Here is a 17,587-nt window from a genome sequence, read left to right as displayed (position 1 = left end):
AATCGCTCCCATCATGAAGCTCAACCACACGATCCAAGCCCGCCTCAACACCTGAGCGCCCTTCGACCGTGTTCGGAAGGCGCCACGCCTTCCGGTCAACCCAACCCCGGCAGGCTCGCACCTCCCGGGGTTTTGTTTTTTCTGACCTAGGACTCAAGCCATGCGCATGCGCACCTTCGACAAGCTGATCGCCACGATTCCCGAGCGCCGGAGCGCGGCTGAGCCCTGCTCGTCGCTCGTGCGCTTCGGCGTCCTGCCTTTGCGCTAGCCCTGCCAGGTGGTTCCACCGGGGGCTGGCAACAGTCACCGCATCAGGAATCCACCATGAACTCGAATTCGAACAACCTCCGCAAGCTGCGCAACATCGGTGTCATCGCCCACGTCGACGCCGGCAAGACCACCACCACCGAACGCATCCTGTTCTACACGGGCGAAAACCATCGCATCGGCGACGTCAATGACGGCAACACGACGATGGACTTCGACCCGCAGGAGCGCGCCCGCGGCATCACCATCCACAGCGCGGCCACGACCGTTCACTGGAACGGCACGCAGATCAACCTGATCGACACGCCCGGACACATCGACTTCAACATCGAGGTGCGCCGCTCCCTGCGCGTGCTGGACGGTGCCGTCGTCGTCTTCGACGGCGTGGCCGGCGTCGAACCCCAGACCGAGACCAACTGGCGCCTCGCGGACGAGTACCGCGTGCCGCGCCTGGCCTTCGTCAACAAGCTGGACCGCGTAGGCGCGGACTTCCAGCGCGTGGTTGCGTCCCTGCAGGAACGCCTGGGCGTGCGCGCGCTGCCGCTGCAACTGCCCATCGGCGCGGAAGGCGACTTCCGCGGCGTGGTGGACCTGCTGACGATGCAGGCCCTGGTCTGGGACCGCGACGACGCCTCGGCACCACCGCGTGTGGACACCATCCCGCCTGAGCTGCTGCCCGCCGCCGAGGCTGCCCGTGCACGCCTGTTGGAAGCGGCTGCCGAGCAGGACGACGCGCTGCTGGACGCCTGGCTGCGCGGCGCCGAGCTGCCCCTGGACGCGCTGCGTGCGGCCCTGCGCCGCGGCACCATCGCGGGCGCCTTCGTGCCCGTGTTGGCCGGCTCCGCCTTCCGCAATCGCGGCGTCGAGCCGCTGCTGGATGCCGTCGTGGCCTATCTGCCCAGTCCAGGTGAAGGCCCCAGCGCTGCGACGACCGAAGGCCCGCTGTCTGCCCTCGCCTTCAAGCTGACCGCCGACGACCACGGCGCGATGGTGTTCGTGCGTGTCTACAGCGGCAAGCTCAAGCGCGGCGACACGGTGTTCAATGCCAGCACCGGCAAGGCCGAGCGCGTGTCACGCCTGTACGAGATCCATGCGGACCGGCGCGTCGAGCGCGACGAACTCGTCGCGGGCGACATCGCGGGCGTCGTGGGCCTGAAGGAGGTTCTGACCGGCCACACGCTGGCGTCTGCCAAGGACGCGGCGGTGCTGGAAAGCATCGTCGTGCCCGAGGCCGTCATCGATGTCGCCATCGAGCCGCGCAAGCAGACCGACGCTGCGGCGTTGTCCAAGGGCCTGAGCGTGCTCGTGCGCGAAGACCCGTCCTTGCGCCTGCGCCAGGACGCCGATTCGGGCCAGACGCTGTTGTCCGGCATGGGCGAACTGCAGCTGGAAGTGGCGGTGGAGAAACTGCGCTCGCGCTTCGGCGTGGACGTAGCCACCGGTCGCCCTCAGGTTGCCTACCGCGAGACCATCGCGGCGGTGGCCGAGGTGCGCCATCTGCACCGCAAGCAAAGCGGCGGCCCGGGCCAGTTTGCCGAGCTGACGCTGCGCGTGGCGCCGTTGCCGCGTGGCACGGGCATCCGCTTCGAGAACACCGTGGTGGGTGGCGCGATTCCGCGCGAGTTCATCCCGGCGATCGAGGCAGGCATCCGCAAGGCCGCGCAGGCCGGGCCGTTTGCAGGCTATCCGCTGGTGGATTTCGAGGCGGTGCTGGTGGATGGCAGCCATCACGTGCGCGATTCGTCGGCGCTGGCTTTCGAGCTGGCGGCAGCGACCGCGCTGCGTGAGGCGGTGCTGAAGGCGGCGCCCGTGGTGCTGGAGCCGGTGATGGCCGTCGAGGTCATCACGCCGGCCGACTACCTGGGCGACGTCATCGGCGACCTGCTGCGCCGGCGCGGCCATGTGCAGGGCCAGGACGCACGCGGCAACGCGGTCGTCGTGACGGCGCACGTGCCGCTGGAGCAGATGTTTGGCTACATCGGGCATCTGCGGGCGATCAGTTCCGGTCGCGCGCAGTTCACGATGCAGCTGGGCCACTACGCCGAAGTGCCGGCGCGGGCGGCCTTGGCGGCTTGAGTAGAGAGCGGGGTGTGTTGGCCAGAAATGGTCAACCGCCCCGCTTTTTCTTGGCTGGCCGCATTGCAGCGGTTGCAGTCCTTGGCCCCCGACAGCCGAAGTCACGCTCACTGGCAACCAGCATTCGTCGGTCTGGCCGAACCGGGAAGCGTTGAAGGACGGGTTGCAGAGGTACTGCGGACATCGTCATCTCTCGGGCGCTTTCGTCGCCAGCCACAACGCGCTGCGCCGGTCGTCGGGAGGGCGTGAGTCATCCGGGTGAGGCCAAGGCGATTTCGGCGGCGGCGAGTTCTTCGCTGCGGCGGCCGTAGCCGAGGTTGCGAATGAGCGTGGCGGCTTGGCTGAGGGCCTCGCGGTCGCTGAAGAGGCGGGCGCGCGTCAGGTGGATGTCGGCAAGAAAGAGGGGCATCGGGCCACGCTCGGCGATTTGCTGGGCTTCGGCTAGGTACTTCTGCGCGAGGGTAGGCTGGCCGCGGACGTAGTGATAGAGCGCAGCGGTGAGCAGGCCTCGGGGAAGGTAATCCATTTGCCCTGCGGCGCGGAGGCCGTTGACGGCGGCGGCGACGTGCGGCAGGTCGAGCGTCGGCTGCGGCTTCGTGGGATCGGCGTCCAGCATCGCCCGGATCAGCCCGACGCGGGCGAGCGTCAGGTGATCGAGGGCGATGTCGAGGAGCGGGTCCACAGGCAATCGCCATTCGAACATCTTGTTTCCACGGCGTTCGACCTCGGCAAGGCCATCTGAGACTTGAGATTTGGAAATTGAGAGGGGCTGATCGAGCAAGCACTGCCACGCGGCCTGCTCGGCGGGGGCGAGCAGCCAATCGCCGTAGCGGAAGCCTTGCAGCGAATAGAGCAGGTCGAACCGCGGCTGCCATTCCTGCTGCAGACATTCGGCCTCGGCGAAGCGCGCGCCTGCTTCGGCCCGCCGGCCGGACTGGTGCAGGGCATCCGCCGCCGTGGTGCGTTTGCCAATTCGCTGGAACGCATCACCGCTCCGGTCGGCATGGGTGACCGATTGACGGGCGTCGGCCACGGCGTCCGGCAACTGGCCCAGCGTCACCTCCAACTCGCTCAGATTGCTGGCACCCACTGCCGCGTTCTCCCATACCTCGTTCGCCACGTTGATTTTCAGCGTCGCACGCATCGGCTGCAGCGCTTCGGTCAAGCGGCCGAGAGCGCGTAGGCGGTAGGCGGCCGCGTTCAGCAGCCAAGCCTGATCGGCTACGGTCAGGTTCGGCGACACTTGGCTCCACGGCTCGTCGAAGAAGGCCGCCACCGCCGCAAGGTCGGCCCCGATGGCCCCGAGTTTTCTCGTGCTGTAGAAACCGTCGTTTCCCGTGCCGCGGAGGATGCGGTCGATGTAGACGTTCTTGCGCGCCTCCTGCTGTCGCCCGGCGAGGCAGCCGTGAGTGACGGCTTCGTAGAGCGGGGCCAATCTGTCGATGCCGTCCGGGCGGTGCGGCGTGTTCTCGCACAAGTAGTCGAACAACCGTGAGTGGGCCGCCTGGAACGCCTCGGGCTGCTCCCGCTTCAACTGCGCCGCGAAGTACTCGCGGATCAGCGGGTGGGCGTCGATCGCGTCGGGCGAGACGGAGAGCAGTTCCACCTCGCTCAGCCGTTTCACCGCGATGTTCCACTGCTGCGGTGTCAGCTTTACCAGCGCGTCGGTCAGCCCCGCAATCGCCGGCTCTGCCCGCAGGGCTTGCAGGCAAGTCTTCAACATCGGCCGGTCGAACAGGCCGGTCAGCCGCAGCACGGCAAGTTCGCGCTGGCGCTCCGGCCCGCCGCTGCACAGCCAGTGCTCGTAGGCGGCCATCACTCTGAACGCCGAGCGCCCCTGGTGCTCCCGGTCCACGGCTTCGAACTTCACCTCGCGGTAGTGGTGGATGTCGCGGTCTTCATAGGCGTCGGCGATGAAGCGCCCCAGTAGGCTAAGCGTGAGTGCGTGGCCGCCGGCGTCTTGCCACGCGGCGTGCAACTCCTCGTCGGTGCCGACGATCTGAAGGTGCCGCAGCAGGGATACGGCAGCTTCCTTGGCCAGCTTGTCGAGCCTCTGCTCCTCAGTGGTGGCGTATGCCTCGACGTTCGTCAGGTGTTCGCGCGTGGTGATGACGACCAGGCCGGGGTTGTCGGCGGCGAGCTCGCGCAGCAGCGCTTCGAGCGCGGGGTCTTTCAGCCGCCCGGCCTGCGGGTCGTTTGGCGGGTATTGCAGCGGCTCGATCCCGTCGAGGATCAGCAGCGTGCGGTGCTGGCGAATCAGCCCCGCCAGCCGCTCGCCCCGTTCATGTGGCCCGCCCTTGGTCGGATCGGGGTCCCCGAAGAATTCGAGGGCTTTGGCGATGAACAGGTCGGCGGAGGTCTGTCGGCTTTCGTCGCTCCCCTGGCTGTAGAAGCTCCAGTCGAAATACCGCTCGACGCCGGGCCAGCCTTTGGCCGCCAAGCGGGTCTGTACCCAGTGGAAGACCAGCGAGGTCTTGCCCGCCCCACCCCAGGCCACCAGGGTGTAGATGTTCAGCGTCCCGTTCGCCCAGGCCGCGTCGAGCGCCGCCAACTCCGTCTCGCGACCAAACAGCACCTTGGGAGCGTGCTTTGCCAACTGCGTGCCGGAGATCTTGCGAGTGAATTGGGGGACGACCGGCAGGATGTCGTGCAAGTCACCAATGAGTTGCCCGAGCAAGTCGGTGCCGCTCTCAATCCTCGCGGCGTGCCGTCGACCGAGCTTCAGCCGGTAGAGGTGCATTTGTTGTGCGGATGCTTTGTCGGTGTCATAGACGAGCAGCGGAATGCCGTGATGCAGGGCGATGAAGGCTTCCCATTGCGTGTAGCTGATACCGGAGAAGTCGCCGAGGGCGGCCCGCAGTTCGGGATGGTTGGCGAGGAATTCGGGCTCGGCCTTCAGGTACTCCTCGACTGCAGCGGGGGCGGCAATGGCGCCGGGCTTCTCGCCGACCAGGTGAATGACAACAGCTCGCGGGCGGATCTCGTCGGCCAGCTTCTTGACCGTATCCACAGCCGCTTGCGGGAAGTCTTCCTGCACCCGCACGTTGATTCGGGTGCGCGCGAGGTAGCCACGCAACTGCCCTCGCAGGCCGGGAAACGGTGAACCGTCCTTCTCGAACTCGTCGGAGACGCACGAGATGAATACGCCATCTGGTTTGCCGGGCATGTTGTGGTCTTGGCCTGATCCTCGACTGCGGCAGCCTGCTGCCGCTTCCCCCTGCAAAACCTGCCGCGAAGACTTCGCGAAGCTTCAGACGATCCATTCTCAGCGGCAGGCCGCCACGGCCCAGATTATTTCAGCGCTGCTTCGGCCGCGGCGAGTTCTTCGCTGCTGCGGCCGTAGTCAAGAGTACGGATGCGCGCGGCGGTGAGCAGGCCTCGGGAAAGGCCTTCCATTTGCCCTGCGGCGCGGCGTACCTGGCGCTCTTGACGCTTTGAAGCGCGGCGTCAGGCCTTGCTCTTGCCGCGGCGCGCGGCACTCTTGACGACCTTGGGTGCCGGGGCGACTGGCGTTGCCGGGGCTAACGGACCCGTCGGGGCCACGGGTGTGAGGCCGATGGTGCCGAACACGAGGCCCGGGTTGACAAGGCCGCCGCCGGGCAGCACGGGGTCTTTGGTGACCCACACGCGGATGATGGTGCCCTTGGCCTTGCCGGCCGGCACGTTGTGGTCGAAGTGGACGCGCCAGCCGTTGTTGAAGGCGTCGCGCAGCAGATCGAGCATGCCCTGGCGCACGGGCTGGTTGGCGTCGACGCGGAGGTTGAAGCCGGAGGCGATGTCACCGGTCATTTGTTCGAGCTGGACGATGACTTCGGCCTGGATGAAGTCGGCCGCAGGCCCGAACCGGTCGCCAACTTCGTTGACGCGCAGCATCTTGATCTTGCCGGAGGTGTTGAGCAGTGCCATGGCAGCGTCCTCGTCAGTTCGTTTCAATCATGCCGCCAGCTCGGTGGCGCGGATGAGCGTGCCGTTGTGCTGGCCGGTGCGCAGGTATTCGATCTGCATCGGCCGGTCGTGCGCAAAGGCGTCTCGCAGCAGGGCGAGCATGCGCTGGCGCGCCGCCAGGTTGGCGTCTTTGCGCAGCTGGAAGCCAAAGTTGCAGCCCGGTGCGCCGTCCACGGCGACGATGACTTCGCCGTCGATGCGGTCCACGGCCGGGCCGAAGCCGCCGCCGATGTCATGCACGCGAAGCAGCGTGAGCTTGCCGCGCGCGATGAGCACTTCGCCCACCAGGTTGCGCATGGTCACCGGCCGCGCGTCGAGGTCGATCTCGAACAGCTCGGCCAGGGCGTCGGTCTCGCCTTCCACGTACATCTGCACCCGGTAGCGCCGCGTGGTGCCCACCTGCTCGAACTCGACGCGCCCGAAGTTGCGCTGCTCCAGGTGGCCGACGAAGCGCGCGCGGTAGTGGTCGTCGTCGAGCTTGAACTCGTCGTCGGTGCTGACGATGGCTGCGGCGGTCAGCATCAGGTCGGTGTCGACCGCGGGCTTGGAGATGGGGGAGCTGGTGATCTGCACCAGCGCGGGGTTGTTGCGATGGTCGTGGCCGCCGTCCGTGCGCGTGGAGCGCACCAGGTGGATGGCGCCGAAGTGGTAGTCGCCGCTGAGCACGAACACGCCCTTGGGGCGCGGCCCGGGCTTGCCGTCGGCGCCGATGTCGTTGGCGACGTCGAACAGCACGTCCATCAGCCGTACGAGGTCGGGCAGGTTCTTGTCGTAGGTCCAGGCGTCGCGCAGGTCGGGCTCGGTGATGGTGTCTTCCAGGTGCTCGTAGTACACCTTGGTGCCCACGGCACCGGCGAAGGCGCCGATGCCCGCGCCCACCTCGGCACCCACCACCGCGCCAGCCGGGCCGCCGACGACGAAGCCTATTGCCGCCCCCACCACCGCGCCAAGCAGCCCGCCGCCCACGCCGCCCACCGGCGCCGCCAGGGCGCTGGCCAACTCCTCCAGCTGCGCGATCGGCAGCATGGCCGGCGGCACGGGCACGACGACGAACACCAGGTCGGCCGTGCGCACTTCGTCCGAGCGCGCCCAAGCCTGCAGGCGGTTGAACTGCGCCTGGCCCATCACGGGGAAGGTGGCGCTCTTGCCGCGTGCCGTGCGGCTGTCGGTCACATAGAAGGCGGCCGGCCCGCGGCGAAAACCGTAGTCCACCCGCGTGCCCAGGCCCATCGGGCCGTGCTGCTGCTGGAAGATCCGGTAGGCGCGCAGGCCGGCGGCCTCGCGCGTGGTGTCGACGGGCTCGGTGCCCCAGTCGTCAACAACCTCGTGGTCGTCCAGCGCCATGTACATGGGCCGCGAGCGCAGCACGCGGCGCACCGGCTGGTAGGCCCACAGCTGGTTGTAGCGGCGCGCGTAGCGTTCGTTCCAGTCGTTGGTATCGAAAAACACCTTCTCGATGCCGTCGCCATAGATCTGGTCGCCCATGAGGAAGGCCAGGTCGATGTCGGTGCGCGCGGCCAGTGCCTGCCAACGGTTGAGCGAGGTCGGTGCGCCCGGCAGGTGGCAGGAGCCGAAGGCGATGCTCAGGCGCCGTGGGTCGGCGGGCAGCGTGCGCACGCTGCCGCGCGCGATGACGTGCTCGACCGCGTCCGCCTGCACCAGGCGCAGTTCGATGTCGTGCGGCGTGGCAGCAGTGAGGCCCGACAACGTCGTCGTCGTCGTGAGCACGCGGCTGGCGTCGAAGGCCAAACCCACGCGGCGCGGTGCGGCATTGGAGCCGCGCACCGACAGCAGGCAGACGAAACGGTCGCCCGGGCGCGGCGCCGCATGCAACTGGAACCACAGCTTCGTGCTGGTGGCGGAGGTGTCGCCGACGATCAGCCGCGCGGGGTCGGCCAGCATCACCAGGTCGCGGGTGGCGTTCGGCGTGTCGAAAGCGGCAAAGCGCTCGGCGGTGGGCAGTGCCAGCCCATAGACGTCGGCGGTCGCGGACAACTGTGCCTGCACGCCATCGGGCGGGGCGCCGTTCAGCCGCAACGCGGCGCATTGCGCAAAGGCCGCGCTGGCGTCTACCGACAAGGTCACGCGCCCGGCGGCATCCGTGGTGCCCTGCACCTGCAGCACCACGGCGCGAGACTCGTCGTAGTCCACGATCAGGATGGATGTGGGCGGTTTGGTCGGTGGCGGCCCGCCCGGCACCTGGGGCGGAAACACGCGCTCAAGCCAGCCGGCCATCACGCGCACTTCCAACCGGACACCCGCCTGTGCGTAGGGCGTCGAATCGAGGAAGTCCAGCAACTGCGCGCGCAGACTCAACATCGGCGGAGTGTCTGCACCTGGCGCTGACGGCGATATCCCTAGTAAGTGCTGCCTATGCGATATCGAGCCGAACGAGTTTCGGTCAAGGGCGCCGAGCTGCCGATGAGCGGCCCGCCTACGTCAAACCACGCAACTCTCTCAACGCCACCGACAACATCGCTGCATCCGGCGCAGGCACCGCACGCAGCTCGCCGAGCAGTTGCTCGGCGCGCTCGATGGTGCGGCCGTTGCTGGCCTGCCAGGCCTCGACCAGGGCGGTCGGAGACTCGTGGCCGCCACCGCCTGCCAGCACCGCGCCGGTGATGGAGCGTTGCAGGCCCCACAGGTCGTCGAGCATGGCGCCCTTGGCGAGCATCTGCCAATGCTGGTCGCCAGGCAGGGCGGTGATCTTGTCGCGCAGCCAGGGCATGCCCAGGCGATTGGCGAGATCGAAGTAGATCGCCGCCACCAGCTCCACCGGCCAGCGTGCGCTGCCGGCGATCTCGGCGATGTCCAGCGTCGCGTACAGCGTGCCGAACGTCACCACTCGTTCGGCCAGTTCGCGCGGCACGCCACCAGCCACATAGGCCGCCGCGGCCGCATCGACGCGGGCGCGTTCGTCAGCGTCGAGCAGTTGCGGCAGGCGTGCGGCGAGCTTGCCGAAATTGGACGTGAAGTGCTCGATGGTGGCGCCCATGTCGTCCACCAACCGGTTGGAGCGCAGGAACCACTTGGTGCCGCGTTCCAGCTGCCGGCTGGTGTCGATGAGCATGCGCGACTGCATCTCATCGGCCACCTTGTTGTCCAGCGCCTCGATGCCCTGCCACAGGCTCACCATGCCGAAGATCTCGCGGCTCAGCAGGTAGGCGCGCACGATCTCGAACGCGCGCGCGCCCGTGGTCTCGAGCAGACGGTGCACGAAGGTGCTGCCCACCCGGTTGATCATGCTGTTGGTGACGTGCGTGGCGATGATCTCGCGCTTGAGCGGGTGGCGCTGCATGTAGCCGCTGAACTTGTCCTGCAGCAGCGGCGGGAAGTAGCGCACCAGCGCGGTCGACACCCAGGGGTCGTCGGGCAGCGTGGAGCCCAGCAGCTCGTCGTAGAGCCAGATCTTGCTGTAGGCCAGCAGCACCGCACGCTCGGGGCTGGTCAGGCCCTGGCCCTTGCCGCGCCGGTCGGCGATCTCCTCGTTGGACGGCAGGTATTCGATCGCACGGTCCAGCCGGTCGGCCTTCTCCAGGTATTGCATGAAGCGCGCCTGCGCATCCATCAGCTGCGGCGCCATGTGGCCCGTGACCGAAAGCACCTGGGTCTGGAAGACGTTGTCGCGCAGCACCAGCGCGGCGACGTCATCGGTCATCTGCGGCAGCAGCGTGTTGCGCTGCTTGTCGGTCAGCTCGCCCTCGCTGACGGCCAGGCCCAGCAGGATCTTGATGTTGACCTCGTGGTCCGACGTGTCCACACCCGCCGAGTTGTCGATGGCATCCGTATTGATGCGCCCGCCGGCGAGCGCGAACTCGATACGGCCGCGCTGCGTGCAGCCGAGGTTGCCGCCTTCGGCAAACACCTTGCAGCGCAGCTCACCGCCGTTGACACGCAGCGCGTCGTTGGCGCGGTCGCCCACTTGCGCGTGGGTCTCGGTCGCGGCCTTCACGTAGGTGCCGATGCCACCGTTGTAGATGAGGTCGACCGGCGCCTTCAGGATGGCGTTGACCAGCTCGGTCGGCGTCATCGCGTCGGCGGTGATGCCCAGCGCCTGCTTCACCTCGGGCGTGATGGGGATGGACTTGGCGCTGCGCGGGTAGACGCCACCGCCGGCCGAGATCAGCCCGGTGTCGTAGTCGGCCCAGGACGAACGCGGCAGCTTGAACATCCGCTCGCGCTCGACGAAGGACGCTTCGGCTTGCGGGCTCGGGTCCAGGAAGATGTGGCGGTGGTCGAAGGCCGCCAGCAGGCGGATGTGGCGCGACAGCAGCATGCCGTTGCCGAACACGTCGCCCGACATGTCGCCCACGCCCGCCACCGTGAAGCCGGTCGTCTGCGTGTCCACGCCCATCTCGCGGAAGTGGCGCTTGACGGACTCCCACGCGCCGCGAGCGGTGATGCCCATCGCCTTGTGGTCATAGCCCACCGAGCCGCCTGATGCGAAGGCATCGCCCAGCCAGAAGCCATATTCCTTGCTGATGCCGTTGGCGTAGTCCGAGAAGGTCGCGGTGCCCTTGTCGGCGGCAACGACGAGGTAGGGGTCGTCCTGGTCGTAGCGCTTCACCTGCGGCGGCGGCACGATCTTGTCGCCGACGCGGTTGTCCGTGATGTCCAGCAGGCCGCGCAGATAGTTCTGGTAGCAGGCCACGCCTTCCTTCATGAAGGCCTCGCGGTCACTGGCCGGCGGTGCCTTCTTCAGCACGAAGCCGCCCTTGGACCCCACCGGCACGATGACGATGTTCTTCACCATCTGCGCCTTCACCAGGCCCAGCACCTCCGTGCGGAAGTCCTCCGGCCGGTCCGACCAGCGCAAGCCCCCACGCGCAACCCGGCCGCCGCGCAGGTGCACGCCTTCGAAGCGGGGCGAATAGACAAAGATCTCAAACATCGGCTTGGGCGCCGGCAGGCCTGGCACCTTGGACGAGTCGAACTTGAACGACAGGAAGCTGCGCCGCTGGCCTGCGGCGTCGCGGGTCCAGAAGTTGGTTCGCGTGGTGGCGAGCATCAGCGCCAAATACTGGCGCAGCACGCGGTCCTCGGAGAGGTTGTCCACCTGCTCGAGCGCGGCCGTGATGGCCTTGACCTGCTCGGCGGCCTGGGCTTCCGCATTCGCGCCGCCTGCCGGGTCGAAGCGCAGCTCAAACAAGCGCGCCAGCTGCCCAGCAATGCCCGCATGCGCGGCCAGCGTGGCCTCGATGAAGGACTGCGACAGCGCAAAGCCGATCTGCCGCATGTACTTGGCATAGGCGCGCAGCACCACGATCTGCTCCGCCGTCAGACGGGCGGCCACGACGAGGCGGTTGAAGTCGTCGTCCTCGACGTCGCCGTGCAGCACGGCGGCGAAGGCGTTCTCGAACACCTGGTGCAGCGCGTCCACCTCCACCTCGGTGTCGGCACGGCTCAACTTCAGCCCGAAGTCGTGGATCCAGATCGGCGCCGAGTCCTGCGGCGCGATGCGGTAGGGCAGTTCGTCCAGCACCTTCATGCCCATGTGCTCCAGCATGGGCAGGCTGTCCGACAGCGTCAGCGGCTCGCCCCGGCGCAGCAGCTTGAAGCGCAGGTGGCCGGGCGCGGCCTCCAGAGGCCGGTATAGGCTCATGCCCAGCGGCTCGGCGTCGCTGAGGCGCGTCATCATCTCCACGTCGGGCACCGCCGCACGGGCATCGAACTCTTCCCGGTAGGAGGCCGGGAAGGCACTGCCGAACTGGCGCAGCAACTGCACGCCGCGGGCCTCGCCCGTCGCCTCGATCAACGCCGTCTTCAGGTCGTCGTCCCAGCGCCGCGCGGCCGCGGCCAAGCGCGCCTCCAGCTCGCGCACGTCGAACGGCGGGATATGGCCCGGCTGGGTGCGCACGGTCATCTGGATGCGCGCCAGCACCGACTCCGACAGATGCACGGTGAACTCGGAGCCGCTGCCGTTGAAGGCCTGCAGCAGGATGGCCTGCCACTTCTGGCGCAGCTCGGTCGTGTAGTGCTCGCGCGGCACGTAGATCAGGCAGGAGATGAAGCGCTGGAAGGGGTCGCGCCGCACGAAGAGCCTGAAGCGCTGGCGCTCGCCCAGGTGCAGGATGCCCACCGCCGTCTGCAGCAGCTCGTCGTTGCTGGTCTGGAACAGCTCGTCGCGCGGATAGGTTTCCAGGATGTTGATCAAGGCCTTGCCGGCATGGCCGCCCGGCGGCAGGCCGGCGCGCGCCACCACGTCGGCCACCTTGCGCCGCAGCAGCGGGATGTCGGCCGGGTTGGCGCTGTAGGCGGTGGAGGTGAACAGGCCCAGGAAGCGCTCTTCACCGCAGACATTGCCATCGGCGTCGAAGCGCTTGACGGCCACGTAGTCCAGGTAGCCAGGCCGGTGCACGGTGGAGCGGGCGGTGGACTTGGTCACCACCAGCAGCTCGGGCCGGCGCACCTGCGCGCGCACCTCGGCCGGCAGTGCGGCAAAGGCGGCCACCGCATCGAGCGACGCCGCGTCGCGCAGGATGCCCAGGCTCGAGTCGGGCACGACGGTCAAGATGTCCTGCCCGTCGACGCTGGCCAGGCCGTGGCGGCGGTAGCCCAGGAAGCTGAAGTGGTTGTCGGCCAGCCAGCGCAGGAAGTCCAGGCCCTCGGCCAGTTCCTCGGCCGCGAGCGGCGGCGCCTGGCGTTCCAGGTCATCGACGATATCGAGCATGCGCTGGCGCATGGCCCGCCAGCCGGCCACTGCCGAGCGCACGTCGTCGAGCACCCGGCTCACGTCGGCGGCGAGCGCTTCGAGCCGGGCGGGCTCGGGAATGCGGTCAACCTCGACATGGATGAAGGACTCGCGCACGCCGTCGGCGGCCAGCCCCTGCAACGTACCGTCGGCATCGCGATTCACCGCCATCAGCGGATGAATGATCAGGTGCAGCGTCAACCCGTGGCGGTTGACCTCCATCGTCACCGAGTCCACCAGGAAGGGCATGTCGTCGTTGACGATCTCGATGACGGTGTGGGTCGACTGCCAGCCATGCTCGGCGATCGTCGGGTTGAACACCCGCACACGCGCCCGGCCCAGCTCGCGCTTGCGCGCAAAGCTCCAGTGCGATACCGCCGCGCCGTACAGGTCGGCCACCTGCCGTTCGGCCAGCTCCTGCGGGTCGACCTGGCCGAAATACCGCTGCACGAAGTCCACCAGCGCCTCGCGCTGGTCCTCGCTGGCGCGGTTTCGCACCAGCTTGACGACTTCGTCCATGCGCTCGGCTCGCGGGCCGGATGGGGTTGTCTGCGCCAGCATGCTTGTCTCCTGTCCGGTCATCGGAGCCGCTGCCAGCCGGCCTCACGATGGGGCCCAAAGCTGGCGGCAGCGCCGTGCCAAGTGTTGATAGACGGAGATTACGCCTGCCCGGGCGCATGCCTGCAAATCATCGGCGGGGTGGGTAGGGGTTCGATTTGCAGCAGAAACCGACTTACTGCCCACCGACCCCGCTTGGCTGACGTCCCTGACCGCCCTAGGCCGAGCGGCGACGCCTCAGCACGGCCAGCAGCGCCAGGCCGGCTGCGAGCAGCGCCGCTTGCTCGGGCTCGGGCACCGCGGCGGCTGCCACCTCGGCGGCCCAGTAGCTCGGCAGATGCAGATACGGATTCCCGCTCGCCATCGTCCCGTCGGTGATGTAGATCGCCCCCAACCCGTACTGCTTGGCCAGCCCCATCACCTGCTGCATCTCGGCCACCGTCGCCACGCCGTGCACGATGGCGCCGGTCGATGCGGCATTCGTCAGCCCGCTCAGGAACGAGCCGTTGACGAAGGCGTTGTAGGCCCCCTCGAAGCTCATCAGCGTGTTCGCCACGGCCGTGTACCCGGCGGTGGGTGCCACACCAGGATTGCCGACGATCTCCCAGCCCGGGTGGGCGGCGCGCAGGCTGTTGCTGACGGTCTGATAGAACGGCAGCTGACCCTGCTGCGTCGCCATCTCGTCCAGGAACACGCCGTCCACGCCGTACCAGTTCGCATACTTCTGCGCGTCCGCCAGCACCTCGCTGGTCGAGCGCGTCGGCGGCACCTCAGGCGTGCAGTGGTTGACGCCGTAGCAGGTGTAGACATAGCCCAGCACCTTGCCGCCCGCCGCGCGGAACTCGTTGACCGAGGCCATGTAGTCGCTGTTGGACGCCGTGCCCGGCCCGTTGCCGGGGTTCATGATGGCCGTGACCTGCGCGCCCTGTTGAGCAGCCCAGGTCAGCTGGTGCCATTCGTTCTGCGACGGCATCCACGATGGATAGAAATACGCCGGCACGATGATCTCGATGGCCGATGCGAACGGCGCCGCGGTGGTGAGGGCCAGCGTGGCCAAAAGGGTTTTCAGATGCTTCATGGTGATGTGTCCTCGGTTCAGCAGGTGCCGCCAGTTTTCAAGCTCTTCAGGCACCAGCGCTCGGAGCCCGACAGCGTCTCGTTGCCCCAGTAGGTGGGCGTGTAGTTCCAGATCGGGCCGCCCCAAGGCAGGCTGGGGTTGTAGGTCATGCTCGTCACGAAGACGTAGTTCGCCGTCGTGCCCTTCAGCGTCGCCTGCATCTGCGCCTGCGTGGCCGAGTGCACGAGCAGCCAGGTCTTCACGCCCAGCGAGGTGGCGAGGTTTTGCACGCCGCCGTTGAGCCAGCTGGCGGCGTTGACGTAGTCGCTGTAGCCCGCCTCGTACATGACGACGTGCTCGCCGTACGTGGCCGCGCTGACGAAGCAACTGCTGGCGCCCGGCCAGCCTGCGTTCCACACCACCGTTCCGCCGGTGCCCGCCGCCGAGATCTTGGCGCGCACGGCGCTCCACTTCGGTGGCGTGCCGTTGCACTTCTGCGCGTCGGTCAGCGCCGCGTCGTCATACGCGGCCTCATCGAAGAAGTAGCCGTCCACGCCGCCCAGCGTGGTCTTGTACGCCGTGAGGTTGGCCGAGATCGCGTTGTAGCGTGCGACCTCATCGGTGGTGTTGGTGTTGTAGCCGGTGGCGATGTAGCCCAGCACCTTGCCGCCCTGGGCGCGGATGTTGGCGATGACGGCCTTGTAGTTGGTGACCTGGCTGGCGTTCAGCCCGGTCGCACCGCTGTTGGGGTTGATGACGACATAGGCACCCGACGGCACCTGGCCGCCGTAGGTGCTGGCGGTCTCGCCCCAGTAGGCCACCAGGCCGAAGTTGGTCGGCGCCGCACCGGCCAGGGTTACGGCCAGGCCGGTCAGCAGGCCCGCGGCGGCGGGCTTCAATCGAAAGTCGAACATTCGTTTCTCCTAAAGAAGGTTCATCAACGGACGGTGATCGTGGTTCCCGCGCGGAAGGCGCCGAGCGCCGCATCCCATGCCTGGGCCTTGGCGGCGTTGTCCGCGTTCGCGGGACGCACGCTGTAGCGCACGTCGGTGCTGAGCGATGTGGCGCCGTCGGGCAGCGCAAGCAGCACGTCATAGGCGCCCGTCGGCGTTCCCGCTGGAACGGTGAACCCCGCCGACACAGTGCTGGTGCTGTTGGGCAGCCAGCCGCGCGGGTCGACCGCCGGCAGCGCGATGCGCACGACGGCGCTCGTGGTTCGATGCTTGAGCAGCAGCTGCACCGCACGCGGGTTGAAGGCGCGCGCCCAGCCGGTGTTGCGCACCGTCATGAGGAGCTCACCCGACTGCCCGGCCGTGACCGCCGAGCTGTGCCGCAGCGTGGCGAGCTCGAACCGGTAGCCCATGCTGCGCCTGACCTCCGCCATGCAGCCCTGTGCCTCCCACTTGGTGTGGAACAGGTCGCGGTAGTAGTCGTTGTTCAGATAGGTCAGACCGAACTGCTTGCCTTCCGCCAGGATGTCGGTGCAACTGGTGCGTGGCACCGCGCCCTCCTCGTCAGCGGGGTTGCAGGTCTCCCCGCCGAAGGGCGCCACGCGCGACAACGAGGCGATGTAGTTGCGCTCGGTCTGGCGCGTGGCGGCGTCTTCGCTGTAGGTGCCGACGTCGGTGGCCGAGGCCAGGAAGCAGTCGTTGTGCGCGCCGATGCGGGAGGCCGCGGAGCCGTCGCGCCAGCTCGGCACCTGCGGCGCCCACTGCATCAGGTAGGCCGGGTAACGCAGTTGCAGGAACCTGTCCGACGGCAAGGCGGCCAGCAGCGCATCGCGGATCTGCGTGCGGGGGCTGGTGTCGGTGAGGTTGTTGGACGAGGTGTGCCATTCGCCCCAGGCGCCGATGAAGCCGGCCTGCAGGTAGGCGATGACGTCGGCATTGGCCGTCAGCACGGGCTTGAGCTGGTCGATGTGGCCAAGCACGCGCGCCAGCGGCGCGTCCTTCACGTTCCGGTATTCGGTTTCGTTGGCCGGGTAGTTGTAGAGGAAGCGCGGCACGAGCTTCAAGCCGGCACGGCGCGCCTTCGCGAAACCGTCCGAGAGCTGCGTGAGCAGGCTGGCCGGCAGCGTGGTGGCGGCATAGGCGTCCAGCCGCACGGCGGCATAGACAACGCGGTAGCCGGCCTGAAACTGCGAATCGGCGTCGGCCTGCGTCCACAGCAGCAGGTTGTCGGCCGCCCACACGTACATGCCTCGCTCCGGGTTGGCGATCTCCGCCGTACTGACGGTGAAGCTCGTTTCAACCGGAGCGGGCGCCGGCGTCGGTGCCGGCGTGGGTGCGGGCGTTGGTGCTGGGGTCGGTGCCGGCGTGGGCGCCGGGGTGGGCGCCGGCGTGGGGGCCGGTGTCGGTGCGGGCGTGGGCGCTGGGGTAGGCGCGGCGAGTCGCCAGGCCTGGTTCGCATTGCCGTTGTTGCACGTGGCGACCGAGAAGCCGACCTGGGCCACCTGGGTCGGCGCGGTCAGGCAGAGATTGTTGGCCGCGAGCTTCAGCTGGGCCGTCGAGCCGCCCGCCAGCGGAACCGTCTGGAAGCGCTGGCCCGTCTGGCTGGGCTGGCAGGTGTTGAGCTCCACGAACGAACCGGAGCTGGTGCCGGTGGCAGCGACGCACAGATTGGCTTGTGCGTTCTTGATGGTGTAGATGCTGCTGCCCGTGCTGACCGGCGTGAAAGCGAAGTCCTGCAGCGCACTGGCGTTGCACGTGGCCAGGCGGATGTCCCAGGTGTCCACCTTGGCTTCCAGGCAGGCGCCCAGGGGGTTGGACACCAGGGGCGCCGCAGTCGCGGCGACGGGCCAGGCGGCAAGCAACGCAAGCGGGAAGGCAAGCTTCATCCCGGTGCGAGAGCGGGGCAAGGGGCAGGGACGCATGGAGTGCATCGGGTTCTCCTGATGAACGACTGAGCGCTGGACGGGAGGGGCCGGGCCACGTCAGCGCGAACGCGGCCGGGGCACCGGCGCGACCGGTGCCAAAAAGGCGAGGGAAGAGAGG

8 protein-coding genes are annotated in these 17,587 nt (G+C 68.0%); 1 reads left to right on the top strand and 7 read right to left on the bottom strand.

Features of this window, described 5'->3' with window-relative positions:
* Positions 1-324 precede the first annotated feature (324 nt).
* Positions 325-2,343, top strand: coding sequence for an elongation factor G (gene fusA, locus AC07V5_RS28630; protein ID WP_495119012.1), 2,019 nt, complete (start codon positions 325-327; stop codon positions 2,341-2,343).
* 250 nt (positions 2,344-2,593) lie between these two features.
* Here fusA and AC07V5_RS28625 read toward each other — a convergent pair whose 3' ends face one another.
* The 7 genes from AC07V5_RS28625 to AC07V5_RS28595 form a co-directional block, all read right to left on the bottom strand.
* Positions 2,594-5,509 (bottom strand): P-loop NTPase family protein, encoded by a 2,916-nt coding sequence (locus tag AC07V5_RS28625; RefSeq protein ID WP_495119011.1) that lies wholly within the window; start codon positions 5,507-5,509, stop codon positions 2,594-2,596.
* Positions 5,510-5,790: 281 nt separating this feature from the next.
* The gene (locus AC07V5_RS28620) at positions 5,791-6,249 is read right to left on the bottom strand and encodes a hypothetical protein (RefSeq protein ID WP_495119010.1); all 459 of its coding nucleotides are present in this window, start codon (positions 6,247-6,249) and stop codon (positions 5,791-5,793) included.
* A 27-nt stretch (positions 6,250-6,276) separates the two neighbouring features.
* Positions 6,277-8,607 (bottom strand): alkaline phosphatase D family protein, encoded by a 2,331-nt coding sequence (locus AC07V5_RS28615; RefSeq protein WP_495119009.1) that lies wholly within the window; start codon positions 8,605-8,607, stop codon positions 6,277-6,279.
* 115 nt (positions 8,608-8,722) lie between these two features.
* Entirely contained in the window at positions 8,723-13,540 is a 4,818-nt protein-coding gene (locus AC07V5_RS28610) for an NAD-glutamate dehydrogenase (protein ID WP_495119008.1), read from the bottom strand.
* A 214-nt stretch (positions 13,541-13,754) separates the two neighbouring features.
* Positions 13,755-14,615 carry a spherulation-specific family 4 protein gene (locus tag AC07V5_RS28605; protein WP_495119007.1) on the bottom strand — a complete coding sequence of 287 codons (861 nt, stop codon included), beginning with the start codon at positions 14,613-14,615 and terminating at the stop codon, positions 13,755-13,757.
* Between the two features lie 17 nt (positions 14,616-14,632).
* Positions 14,633-15,508 (bottom strand): spherulation-specific family 4 protein, encoded by an 876-nt coding sequence (locus AC07V5_RS28600; protein WP_495119006.1) that lies wholly within the window; start codon positions 15,506-15,508, stop codon positions 14,633-14,635.
* 23 nt (positions 15,509-15,531) lie between these two features.
* The gene (locus AC07V5_RS28595; RefSeq protein WP_495119005.1) at positions 15,532-17,430 is read right to left on the bottom strand and encodes a DUF4832 domain-containing protein; all 1,899 of its coding nucleotides are present in this window, start codon (positions 17,428-17,430) and stop codon (positions 15,532-15,534) included.
* Between the last annotated feature and the right edge of the window lie 157 nt (positions 17,431-17,587).

It is taken from the genome of Roseateles sp. GW821-FHT02E12 (assembly GCF_059421665.1).
This window is presented reverse-complemented; position numbering and strand designations above follow the sequence as displayed.